This window comes from Metabacillus sp. SLBN-84 (assembly GCF_053629595.1).
In genome coordinates this window covers 834273-846537 of sequence record NZ_JBRJIP010000001.1, presented here as the reverse complement: position 1 = coordinate 846537, position 12265 = coordinate 834273, and the positions used below count along the sequence as shown (strand labels likewise).

Below are 12265 nucleotides of genomic sequence, written 5' to 3'. Positions count from 1 at the left end.
CCTGTTACATTCAAATGAATGAACAAATTGACCTAAAAAAAAACGCGGACCCAATTGTCCGCGTTTTTTTTTCTTAACTGGCTTTCTTGTATTCTGCCATTTTATAGTGATTTTCAAAATAATCATTTGTTTCATTTACGATTACTTTCCATAGTAAGATTAAGGCAATTAAGTTAGGAATCATCATAAGCGCATTCGCCATATCAGCAAATGCCCATACTACTGTAAGCTGCGCAACAGCTCCGTATCCGCAGGCAAAGATGTAGATCAGCCTGTAGCCGAGAATACCCTTTGTGCCAACCAGGTATTCAAAGCATTTTTCACCGTAAACATACCAGCCGACGATTGTTGAAAATCCAAAGAAGATAACAGAAAATGCTACGATATATTCTCCAACTGCCCCAAGTGCAGATGCAAAAGCTGCTGATGTCAGCGCGCCGCCGTCAAGTGCTGCATTGTGTTCCACACCTGAAATCAAACCGCCTGATGGATCCCAGAAGCCTGTGATAACAAGGACAAGACCAGTCATTGTACAAACAATGATCGTCACAATAAATGTGCCGGTCATAGCCACAAGCGCCTGTTTAACCGGATGATCTGATTTAGCATTACCGGCAATCAATGCTGCCGTACCAAGACCAGCTTCGTTTGAGAAGATTCCTCTGGAAACTCCGCTTCGAATCGCTTCCACCACTGCAACCCCGACAAATCCGCCGGCAGCGGCAACAGGGTTAAAGGCATAGTGGAAAATGGTTCCGAAAGCAGGAAGGATCTGATCGTAATTTACAGCAAGAATCATCAGGGCACCTCCGATGTACAGAAATGCCATAATCGGAACAAAGAAACTTGCAACTGTACTGATTCTCTGAATACCGCCGAAAATAATCAAGCTTGTGAGAGCTGCCAGAATGATGCCTGTTGTCAATCCGCCAATTCCAAAGCTGTCATCCATGACCTGTGCAATGGTATTGGATTGCACACTGTTTCCAATGCCCAGAGCTGCGAATGCTCCGAACAGGGCAAATGCAAGTGCAAGGAATTTCCATTTTTTCCCGAGTCCTTTTTCTACATAGTACATCGGTCCTCCGGAATATTCTCCGTTATCATTTTTAACCCGGTATTTCATGGCAAGAAGCGCCTCTGAATATTTCGTCGCCATTCCGAGCAGTCCGACAACCCACATCCAGAAAATTGCACCGGGTCCTCCAAGCGTAATGGCTGTTGCTACCCCGGCTATATTTCCGTTTCCGATGGTAGCGGCAAGAGCTGTCATCAGCGCTTTAAAGTTGCTGACATCCCCTTCGGCCCCATCATCTTCCTGATGTTTTTTTGAGAAGCCAAGCTGAAACGCATAAATCAGTCTTCTAAACTGCAAACCTTTTAACACAAATGTTAAAAATAAGCCTGTCCCAAATAATAGAATTAAACTTGGAGTTCCCCAAAGGATCCCGTTAATCTTTGAAAGTATATCCATCATGTGCCGTCACCCCTGTGCTGTGTCATTTTGTTAACGCTTTCACACCATATCACTATAATAAATTTTAAGATACTACTATGTAATTGTTGAATTCCATAAAACAAGTACATCCTTTTTGTTGATTTTTACAAAGGCTAGTTACATAATATCCATAAGGGTCTCCGTTGTCAAAACTAAAAAAGTACCAATTTTTTTCGCTTAAATTAAACTCTTCAGAAAGATAAGATAGAATAATATTTCATTGTTCATTTTATAAACGTAAAAAAAGCAGGTGATTTTCAGATGAACCGTTCAATAGATCCTTTTCACCACCATTCAGACAGACTTGAAGATGTAGCGGACCGCATCAGTGAGGTTCTGCAGTGCCCGATTACAATAGAAGATGTGAACCACAGGCTTTTAGCCTACAGTACACATGATGACTGCACAGACCAGGCCCGGATCTCCACCATTATCGGCAGACGGGTTCCGGAGAAGGTCATCAACAGCCTCTGGAAGGACGGCACGATCCCTATGCTTCTCCAGACTGATGATCCAATCCGCGTCAAAAACATTGATGAAGTAGGACTCGGGAACCGGATAGCCATTTCCATCTGGAAAAACGAAGAAGTGCTTGGGTTTATTTGGGCGCTTGAAATTGATAAAAAGCTTACGGACGAAGAACTTGGCCTTTTAAAAAAGGCAGCTCAGGTTGTAAAAGGGAAGCTGCTGAACTTTCATAACCGCACATCCAAAAAAGAAGAAAGAAACCAGGAGTTCTTCTGGAAACTGCTGACGGGGCATATTCAGCAAAAAGATGAGATCCTTAATGGCTTTCATGAAATTGGCGTCACGCCTCCTTCACAGCATTCTGTCGTTCTTTTCCGCTTCAGCGAGGAGATCAAAGAGCCGACCGAAAAACAGATCAACTATCTGCTTCAGACGACTCAGCAGGTACACGTGCTGCTTTCTACCCTTGACCAAAACGAGCTGATTGTTTTGCTTTCGCCAAAAAGCGATCAGCCTCTCTATGACATCAAGCAGTTTGTCGACTGGACCATTCTTCAGCTAAGCGAACGGTTCAAAATTGACCGTGTGAAAGCAGCGATCGGAAGCATTTACCGCGAAATTGATCAAATTGAACTCAGCTACAAAGAGGCCCTTTCTGTCCAAAACATAAAAAAGCGGTTTACTGAAGAAACAGACGGCTTGAACAGTTTTTCAGAGCTTGGCATCTATCAGTATTTAGATCTGCTTCATGAAAAACAGCAAAAAGAGGGGTTTGTTCACTATTCCCTGAGAAGGCTGAAGGAATATGATCAGGTTCATCACACGGATCTGGTTGAGACGCTTGAAACCTATTTGGATAAAGACAGCAATGTGAATGAAGCAGCAAAAGCCTTGAATGTTCATGTCAATACACTTGGCTACAGAATGAAGCGGATTTCTCAAATCGCAGAGCTTGATCTGCGGAATCCAAATCAGAAAATCACGATTTATCTCAGCCTGAAGCTCGATAAAATGAATTTGTGAAATTTCACAAATGATCTGAAATCCTTTCTCTTTTTTAAACAAACAAATGTGTGAGAAAACGCTTTATACTGATGTCAGGAAATCAACACATTTGAGAGAAAAGCCAGTTTAAGGCTTCTTCAAAAGGAGGAAGGATTTCAATGATTATTGGAGTTCCCGGAGAAATTAAAAACAACGAAAACCGAGTAGCGTTAACTCCTGGCGGGGTTACACAATTTACAGCTGCTGGACATAAAGTGATTGTACAAAAGGACGCTGGAATTGGAAGCGGTTTCACTGACGTTGACTATGCGGCTGCCGGTGCAGTCATTGCAGAAGACGTGAAAGACGTCTGGGCTGCTGAAATGGTGATGAAAGTAAAAGAGCCGCTGCCATCTGAATACGGCTTCTTCCGCGAGGGACTTATTCTTTTCACATACTTGCATTTAGCTGCTGAGCCTGCTCTTGCAGAAGCGCTTAAAAACAAAGGGGTTACAGCTATTGCGTACGAAACGGTATCAGCAGGACGCACACTGCCTCTTCTTACACCAATGAGTGAAGTGGCTGGACGAATGGCTGCACAAATCGGTGCGCAGTTCCTTGAAAAACCTAAAGGCGGAAAAGGCATTCTGCTTGCCGGCGTCCCTGGCGTTAGCCGCGGAAAAGTAACAATCATCGGCGGCGGAGTTGTAGGAACAAACGCTGCGAAAATGGCAATCGGCCTTGGCGCAGACGTAACAATCATCGACCTTAGCGCAGACAGACTGCGTGAACTTGACGACATCTTCGGAAACCAGATCAAAACCCTGATGTCAAACCCTGTGAACATCGCAAACGCAGTTGCAGAAGCTGATCTACTAATCTGCGCGGTGCTGATCCCTGGTGCAAAAGCTCCTACTCTAGTATCTGAAGCGATGGTTCAATCCATGAAACCAGGCTCAGTCATCGTTGATGTTGCCATCGACCAGGGCGGTATCGTAGAAACTGTTGACCACATCACAACTCATGACAATCCAACATACGTAAAACACGGTGTTGTGCACTATGCAGTTGCTAACATGCCAGGTGCTGTGCCAAGAACATCTACGCTAGCTCTTACAAACGTAACCGTGCCTTACGCGCTGCAAATTGCAAACAAAGGCGTCAACAAAGCGATTGCAGAAAACACAGCTTTGAAAGCCGGCGTGAACGCTGCGAAAGGCGACATCACGTATGAAGCCGTAGCACGCGACCTTGGATACACATATGTGCCAGTTGACGTAGCTCTTGATAAAGAGATTGCGGTTAAGTAATGGTTTATAAATGATAAAGATGAAACCGGCCTTTTGGGCCGGTTTTTTCGTTGTTCCATATTTTCGGGTATGCGTTGGGATCATATATTCTTGGTGTTCTTTTTTATAGGGCAGCATTTTCGGGTTTTGCTGCCCCATATTTCCGGAGTCCACTTTTATAGGGATGTATTTTCGGGTTTTACTACCCCATATTTCAGGTGTCCACTTTTACAGGGCAGCATTTTCGGGTTTTACTGCCCCATATTTCAGGTGTCCGTTTTTATGGGGCAGCATTTCCCCTATATTTCCGCATTCCATTTTAATAAGGATGCATTTAGATAACAAAAAAACGACCCGCTTCCTCTGCGAGTCGTCCACCTCTTATTTTTCTCCTGCAATGTCACAGCCATCATCGCCGCATACATCGCCCTCTCCGCCGGAAAGGTCCTGCAGCTTTGAAGCAGCCTGTTCTTCGGCCCACACCTTTTCAAGGGCGCCTGAGAAGGTTTCTGTTCGCTGTGCACCTGAAATCGCATATTTATTGTTAATGATAAAATACGGGACCCCGCTTATGCCGTACTGGCGCGCAGCCGCTTCATCTCCGCGGACTTCACCGCCAAAAGCTGCTTTATCGCTCAGAATTTCAAGAACTTTCGTCCGCTCCATTCCCGATGCCTCAGCGAGATCTGCGAGCACTCCGTGGTCGGAAATGTCCTTTGATTCCGTGAAGTAAGCTTGGAGCAGCTTCTCTGAGATCATTTTCTCTTTTCCTTCTGAAGCAGCGTACTTCGCCAGGCGATGGGCATCGAATGTGTTTGCAGGCTTCATATTCTCAAACCGGAAATTCAGGCCTGCACTTTTCGCCTGCAGGGCGACATTGGCACTTGCCTCTTTTGCCTGTTCAACCGTCATGCCGTATTTGGCAGCAAGCTGTTCGTGAATCGTCTGATCCGTTTTCAGCGGAGTATTCGGATCAAGTTCAAATGCTTTAAACTCGACATCCACGTGTTCTTTATGCGGAAAAGATTCAAGAGCCTCTTCCAGCCTTCTTTTTCCTATATAGCAGAATGGGCAGACGTAGTCAGACCAAATCTCGATTTTCATCACAGCACCTCATTTCAAAGATAGTCCTATAGTAGCATAATCATCAGAAAAGAGCAGAACAGAAGCATTGACTTTTATCCTTCCATTGGATATCTTACCCAAACTGTCCGGAAACATGGTATGGTGAAGAATGAAAGGGGTGCAAAAGATGAACAAAAAAATACTCCTGCCTTATTTGGCGGCAATTCTGAATGCCTCCATTGTGGGGCTGACCTTCCTATTTACAAAACTTGCGCTCGAGGATGCCTCCCCGTCCGATACGCTGTCTTACCGTTTTACCCTTGGTTTTATTGTTCTTATTCTGATCCAGATCATCTTTAAAGTGAAGCTTCCGGCAATCAAAAGCAAAAAATCCCTAGGCTATTTATTGCTGCTTGCCCTGTTTTACCCAACAATGTTTTTTAGTTTTCAAGCTTTTGGCCTTCTTTATACCACTTCAGCTGAAGGCGGTATTCTGATGGCGTTTGCTCCAATTTTAACTGCTCTTCTTGCTGCCTTATTTTTAAAAGAACGTACAAACTTCGTTCAGGTACTGTTTATTTTTATGTCCATTTCCGGGGTTGTCTCCATTTTTTACATGAAAGGCGCGAGCATTGATATGGGCAGCTATCTCGGCTATCTGCTGCTGTTTATAGCCTGCCTTTCTATTGCCGGTTATACGGTGCTCGCAAGGTTTCTTTCAGTCTCTTATTCTCCCCTGCAGCTGAGCTTTATTATGGTTACGTTCGGCTTTATCTTTTTTAATGCCTATGCCATTATTCAGCATGCCGCAGCAGGTGATTTGATGAGCTATGCATCTCTGTGGACAAATGTTCCATTCTTGCTGTACACCTGCTTTTTAGGGGTTTTTGCTACTTTTTTGACCTCTTTTCTGTCTAACTATATTCTTTCGAAGCTGCCTGCTTCCCAAATGAGTGTATTTGTGAATCTTTCTACTGTTATTTCCATTGCAGCCGGGGCAATTGTGCTGAATGAAACGATTTACCTGTACCATTGGATCGGCGCTTTCCTTATTATTGCAGGAGTAATCGGCACAAATGCCAGTAAAAAAACAGGATCAAAAAGCCGCAGCCTTTAATCCTGTTTTTCCGGAAGGGTAACATGAACCACGGTTCCCTGCCCTTCCTCACTTTCAAACTGAATGTCTCCCTGATGCTCTTCCCTGATAATCTTATAGCACACTGTCAGCCCGAGCCCTGTGCCCTTCTCCTTAGTCGTATAAAAAGGCTCGCCAAGCTTTTCGAGCCGCGCTCTGCTTAAACCGGTGCCTTCGTCTGCTATAGATAGTTGAATCCGGCCGTCAGGCAGTCTTTTAATAGATGCAGAGACTGTGCCTCCGCCCGGCATGGATTCGATTGCATTTTTAATCAGATTAATGAACACTTGTTTTAAGTGATTTTTGTAGCCTTGTATCCAGAAAGGTTCGCTTGCAGCAAGCTTAAAGCGAATATCCTTTGTTTCGGCACTGCCTCTCATAAGCATCATGACATCTTCAATCACCGTCTTCATCTCAACAGAAGTCATCGTCTGCATTTGCGGCTTTGCAATCAGCAGCAATTCTCCGACAACTTCATTGATTCTGTCGATTTCTTCTGACATGACTCTTAAATGATCCCGCCTTGCACGCAGACTCTCATCCTCCTGAAGAATCTGGACAAAACCTTTAATAGAAGTAAGGGGATTTCGGATTTCATGGGCAATGCTTGCCGCAAGTTCTCCTATGACACTCATCTTTTCTGATTTTAAAATAAGCTCGGCATCCCGCTTCTTTTGAGTGACATCGTTCCCTATGCAGAGTATGTACGTTTCGCCTTCAAGCCTTACCGGTATTTTCGTGACTTCGATCCATCTCGTGCCTCCGGTCGAGTCAATTGCAAGCTCAGGCTCTGCCCATTTTTCGGTTTCCCACGACAGGATGCGAAGCTCCTCATCCCGGATTTTTTTTATTTGATCCGGCTGGTCATTTAAATCGGAGTCTTCTTTTCCGATCAGATCACTTACTTCCCTGCCGTAAAGCTCAGACATCGCTTTATTGGCCAATACGAACTTCAGCTGCTGATTTTTCACGTAAATGTAGCTTGGATTCAAGTCCATTACTTTCATGAGAAAGTCCTTCTGATCGTTTAAATCCCTGTTCATCCGCTGAATCCGCCTGGAGTGCATAATAAAATATGCCATAAAAATGATAAGCGTCGACAGAACTGAACCAAAGCTTGATAAAAACAAGGGAAGAACATGGTAGCCTGCAAGCATCCCATTCATGAAAACAAACAAAATTGATGTGCAGAAAAAGATACTGAAGAAACGCACGTCTCTGTCAGCAAGGTGCATGGAAACCCTGATCAGCATGAGGATGGTGAAAAAAACAGCCGCAATGTTCAGAAAAAACGTCCAGTTCAGCCCTCCGAACACAGGATAGTAGTGGTCAGGGAAAAAATCATCCTGAATCATTCTCATGCCTGAGATTCCGTAAGACGTAAGGTTGACAGTAAAAACAAGGGTGCTCCAAAGCATAAAGATACGGAATGTTTTTACGTTAATGACACTGAACCAGTTTTTTTTGGAAACAAAGTTCTCGTCTTTTAAAAGCAGGTACATGAAATAAAAAACCACAGGCAGGATAAAAATGGAGCCAAAGCGCCCGATTTTAAATAACCATTCGGCTGTTCCGGCTGAAAATATGTCCGTTCCGTAGAGAACCGCAACATCAATCTGCCAAATAAACAGCATCATTAAAAAGGAAACGATCGCCTTTGAGAGAATGGTTTTTTCGTTTATATAAATAATCATCCCAAGAAGCATTGGAATGAGGGACACTAGTCCAAGAATGGTGAAATACATAATGGCGTTCACTCCGGTTTAATTGTGTAAGCAATCCCCATTATAGACGATAATCTGCCGGTGCGCTCATTCAATTTATCATTGTCTTATTTAAGAAAACAAAAAACACCTGCAGCAGGTGCTTTTTCAGTCCCATGTAAACCTTTCTTCTTTCCACGGGTCTCCATACATGTGATACCCATTCTTCTCCCAAAATCCAGGGTGATTGTGCTCTGTAAACTGGATTGCGCGCAGCCACTTGGCGCTTTTCCAAAAATACAGGTGAGGAAAAACGGCTCTGAACGGATATCCGTGCTCTGGTGTGAGCGGTTCACCGTTATGGGAGTGGGCAAGCAGACTCGATTCTTTCAGAAAGTCCTCTATTGGGAGGTTTGTCGTCCATCCTTCTTCGGCATGAAGGATACAGTAATTTGCGTTTTCCAGCAGGCTGCAAGCTTCAGCAAGTTCCTTCAATCTAATTCCTGTCCAGACATTATCAAGCTTCGACCAGCCGGTTACACAGTGAATATCGTTTCCCTGCTCTGACTGAGGCAGGCTCATGAGCTCTTCATATGTAAACCGCTTCGGCTGTTTGACAAGCCCGAAAATCTGAAGATCCCATTTGCTGATGTCTTCATAATACGGTACATTCCCTGCATGCAGGACAGGAAATGTCGTAGTGACATGCTGATTTGGCGGCACTCGGTCCGGGTCGCCTTTCGATCTTACCTTGCCAAAATACATCTAAACACCACCTTTGTTAACTAAATAAAAATGAAGTTGACATATTTGCGCTTTTTCAGTTACTCTTTAATGGAACATACATAGCATCTATGGGGGATGAGAATATGAAAACAAAATTAAAAGCTTATGACCTGGCGCTTGTCGGGATGTTTGCAGCACTGATGGCCATCGGCGCAAATCTTACTTCCTTTTTAACCGTGGGAACCGTTCCATTATCCATGCAGCCCTTTTTTGCTATTTTAGCAGGTTTGCTTCTTGGAAGCAGGCTTGGGGCACTCTCCATGATCGTTTATGCACTGATTGGAATTGCCGGCGCACCTGTGTTTGCCCAATTCAGCGGCGGGATCGGCGTCATGTTCGGCAGCACGGGCGGATTTATTCTTTCCTATATTGCAGCGGCATATGCAGCAGGTAAAATTCTGGAGGCAAACAAAAAACCTGCTCTGCCAGTTTTCATGCTGGCATCCTTTGCAGGCATTGCTCTCATCTATATAATAGGAACCACCTACATGTATGCGGCTCTGAACTACTGGCTGAATGTAGATATGAGCTACATAGGGGCATGGGCAGTCATGACATGGTTTATGGTTAAAGATGTTATCTTTACCTTGATTGGTGCGCTTATCGCGCCAAGAATCTATTACGCTGTTCACAGAAAAGCCGGCGCTGGAAGACACAGTGCGGCCTGATTCTTTCTCTTTAAAAGCAGACGGTATTCATTCCGTCTGCTTTTATGTCGTGCATGCCCATAACCCTGCACACTGCTTATAAACAGATTCGGATATCATCCGGCAGAAGGAAAAATGCTTATGGACTGAAGAGATGATGAACATGATTATAAATTGTCAATCTTCTAATAATCCATCATTATTAAACTAAGAAAAATTCGTTTTTCAGAAGGGGATGTGGCCATTTGAGAGAACGATTATTAAAATGGATTCTGCTGGTGCAATTTTCAGTACCAGCTGCAGCATGGGCTGTGACTAAAAGCTTTGATGCAGGATTCATCACTTTTTTTCTTTTACTGGCAGTCTTTATGTCATTCGGGCTGTTCATAATCAAAAGAGACTTAACAAGGCAGAGTCAATCTGAAATCTGGAAAACAGATAAGATGTCAGACGGGGAACTTGAGCAATTTGTCGCTGATCTCCTCGTAAAGCAGGGCTATCATGCTGACAATTCAGCTGAGCATGAGGGAATCAGCTTTTTATTGAGTACACCTTCAGGAAAAACAGCTGCTGTTAAGGTAAAGTGCCATAAACGGTTGGTCGGAATCAGGCTCGTGCAAAAAGCCTCCAAAGAATCCCTCACACTTAAAACGGAGGAGTGCTGGATTATTTCCAATAATGATTTCACTTTACAGGCAAAGGAATTCGCCAGGGAGAATAACATCAGGCTTTATGGCCGTAATCAGCTTATTTCGTGGATATTAAAGGTTAATAAGGGAAAAGCCTCTACTGAAATGTGAATGCAGGCTGATCTTCTCAGTCGACCTCCATACCAATTAAAGGGCATCCTGCTCTAAACATTTTAACCATTGATCTACTTTAGCACATAAAAAAGCATATCAGACAGCATAGCTGCCGATATGCTTTTTATTGATTTTCAAAAGGTTTGTATTGTATCTGTATACAGCAGCACAGCAATCGCTAACTTCTTTGATATTAATTTCTTAATTGAGCAAGTAATTCGTTTTGAAATATCAAATCGTTTATTTTGTCAGAATTTTTACTTAATTTTTCTTCCCAATCTCCCAGTTTATAAAAGGATCTCTGATTTCCGTCAGGATCTTTTTCAAACTCTATTAAACTTTTTCTCAAACCGGATTGATATTTCTCTTCAGTCAGAAATGTAAATACATCCTCAGCTTTTTTTGCCGCCCTTTTCTCTTTGCCGGATAAACCTTTTACACTGTTGGTGAGTTCTTTCGTTATGATTAAAAAATTTTCTCTGGCATCGATTTGAATATGTAAATGCTTATATTGAAGCTCTGTAAATTCTTTCATAAGAGCTCTGACATTCTTTAAGACGTTTTCATCTAATACCCCTGTATCAACTACTTCTCCGTGAATCTTCAAGGCTTCCGGACGAATCTCTCTTATTCTTTGAAAGCCTCTATCCAGCTCTCTTATTTGGGATGCAGCAAGATCAGCCTCACGTTTGCTTGATTGAACGAAGGGCTTTATTTGTTCCAAAAGGTTTATCGTATCCTGAAAGACAGCAGTCGGTTTCCTGCTTTCGGCTTGAGCTTGTTCATCAATCCCAAACATAAAAGAATTAAATTCTATAAACATTCGGTAAGGAGGAATGGCCTCCTCTCTCGGAGGTATTTCTCCGTTTTCGCGGACTATCAGGTATCCTTTGGTACTGCCCAGTCTGTTGTAGGCAGATGCCCTGAAGCGGGATTGATCACAGAGGACAGCATATTTTGCTGTGTCGATTTTTTCCAGAAAACGTTTGTACTTTTTAAATGCCAATTCAGCCGACATCATTCATCTCCTTCACATCTTATTTCCTTTTATGTAACCATATAAAAGAAGCGCACCTCATCACTTCTTCCATTAAATACCCAGATTGATGAATAAGTTAACATACCGATTAAATTTCACAAAATAAAACACACCTCATATACTGATTGGTGTGTTCGTGGGCTATATTTGGGACTTCTGAACCGACCCAGTCAGCCAATTGAGCGCAGTCTGCCGTTTAGGAACTAATCATTTCCTATCTTCCTTATTCTCCTCCAGATACTGAGCCTCTTCAGCATCCGTCAGCACACCAGTTGCTTTGCCTATTGTTCCTCCCTGAAGATTCCACACTGCATTATGGTCCCGGTCCGCTTCTGAGTAATCCCCCTCGAGCCACCTGCTTAACATGTCAAGATACAGATCTGCATGGCCGAATGCAGTTTTGTTGCTTTCAATCTGCTTCATTAAGTAGAGAATCCGTTCTTCCGTTATTTCAAAATGGATCCATTTATCTTTTGCCTCAACCTTCTGGTGGGACATGCCGTGCAGGTACTTCTGAATTTGATCTTCTGTTACCGTTTCGCCGCCGACCGGAAACGGATTGCTGCTCAAGTCTACTTTTGCAAGCTTGTCTGCATGTTTATCAATCTTGCTGTCTACCTGTTCAGCACTCTGCACAGGTGTTGGATTCAAATCGGTAAAAACATAAGCCGCCGCTCCTCCGCACACGAGAACAATAAAAAGAACGCCAGCAAATATCCGCTTTTGCTTCGTCCACTTCATGACAGCACCCCTCTCATTTTTTCTTGTCTAGTTCGATTTCTTTTCTTCAATCTCCTGCCGCAGATTGAATCCTTGCACAACTAGACAAAATTCGATAAAATCTTACA

General features: G+C 43.4%; 11 protein-coding genes. 5 read left to right on the top strand and 6 right to left on the bottom strand.

Translation table 11 applies throughout. The features are described from left to right. Nucleotides 1-73: 73 nt before the first annotated feature. Nucleotides 74-1477, bottom strand: a complete 1404-nt coding sequence (locus tag RKD52_RS04125; protein ID WP_442504691.1) for an amino acid carrier protein — start codon at nucleotides 1475-1477, stop codon at nucleotides 74-76. Between the two features lie 282 nt (nucleotides 1478-1759). Here RKD52_RS04125 and RKD52_RS04120 point away from each other — a divergent pair, with 282 nt between their 5' ends. Next, nucleotides 1760-2989, top strand: a complete 1230-nt coding sequence (locus RKD52_RS04120) for a PucR family transcriptional regulator (RefSeq protein WP_454098776.1) — start codon at nucleotides 1760-1762, stop codon at nucleotides 2987-2989. Nucleotides 2990-3129: 140 nt separating this feature from the next. Next, a complete protein-coding gene (ald, locus tag RKD52_RS04115; RefSeq protein WP_454098775.1) occupies nucleotides 3130-4260 on the top strand; it encodes an alanine dehydrogenase in 1131 nt (376 codons plus the stop codon). Nucleotides 4261-4620: 360 nt separating this feature from the next. Here the strand turns inward: ald and RKD52_RS04110 are convergent, their stop codons facing one another. Continuing rightward, nucleotides 4621-5343, bottom strand: coding sequence for a DsbA family oxidoreductase (locus tag RKD52_RS04110; RefSeq protein WP_454098774.1), 723 nt, complete (start codon nucleotides 5341-5343; stop codon nucleotides 4621-4623). 148 nt (nucleotides 5344-5491) lie between these two features. Between RKD52_RS04110 and RKD52_RS04105 the strand changes: the two genes are divergently transcribed. Next, nucleotides 5492-6421, top strand: a complete 930-nt coding sequence (locus RKD52_RS04105; RefSeq protein ID WP_454098773.1) for a DMT family transporter — start codon at nucleotides 5492-5494, stop codon at nucleotides 6419-6421. Here RKD52_RS04105 and RKD52_RS04100 read toward each other — a convergent pair. Together RKD52_RS04100 and RKD52_RS04095 are read right to left on the bottom strand one after the other, a co-directional pair. After that, a complete protein-coding gene (locus RKD52_RS04100) occupies nucleotides 6418-8184 on the bottom strand; it encodes an ATP-binding protein (protein ID WP_454098772.1) in 1767 nt (588 codons plus the stop codon). The genes RKD52_RS04105 and RKD52_RS04100 overlap by 4 nt on opposite strands. A gap of 126 nt (nucleotides 8185-8310) precedes the next feature. After that, nucleotides 8311-8907, bottom strand: a complete 597-nt coding sequence (locus RKD52_RS04095) for a sulfite oxidase-like oxidoreductase (RefSeq protein ID WP_454098771.1) — start codon at nucleotides 8905-8907, stop codon at nucleotides 8311-8313. A 104-nt stretch (nucleotides 8908-9011) separates the two neighbouring features. On the opposite strand from RKD52_RS04095, the gene RKD52_RS04090 reads away from it, so the two are divergent. Both RKD52_RS04090 and RKD52_RS04085 read left to right on the top strand, forming a co-directional pair. After that, nucleotides 9012-9596, top strand: a complete 585-nt coding sequence (locus RKD52_RS04090) for a biotin transporter BioY (protein WP_454098770.1) — start codon at nucleotides 9012-9014, stop codon at nucleotides 9594-9596. A gap of 224 nt (nucleotides 9597-9820) precedes the next feature. Next, nucleotides 9821-10375 carry a restriction endonuclease gene (locus RKD52_RS04085; protein WP_454098769.1) on the top strand — a complete coding sequence of 185 codons (555 nt, stop codon included), beginning with the start codon at nucleotides 9821-9823 and terminating at the stop codon, nucleotides 10373-10375. 196 nt (nucleotides 10376-10571) lie between these two features. On the opposite strand, the gene RKD52_RS04080 is transcribed toward RKD52_RS04085, so the two are convergent. Together RKD52_RS04080 and RKD52_RS04075 are read right to left on the bottom strand one after the other, a co-directional pair. Further along, complete coding sequence (locus RKD52_RS04080) at nucleotides 10572-11399, bottom strand: hypothetical protein (RefSeq protein WP_454098768.1); 828 nt, start codon at nucleotides 11397-11399, stop codon at nucleotides 10572-10574. A gap of 225 nt (nucleotides 11400-11624) precedes the next feature. Beyond that, nucleotides 11625-12158 carry a DUF6241 domain-containing protein gene (locus tag RKD52_RS04075; protein ID WP_454098767.1) on the bottom strand — a complete coding sequence of 178 codons (534 nt, stop codon included), beginning with the start codon at nucleotides 12156-12158 and terminating at the stop codon, nucleotides 11625-11627. Nucleotides 12159-12265: the final 107 nt, after the last annotated feature.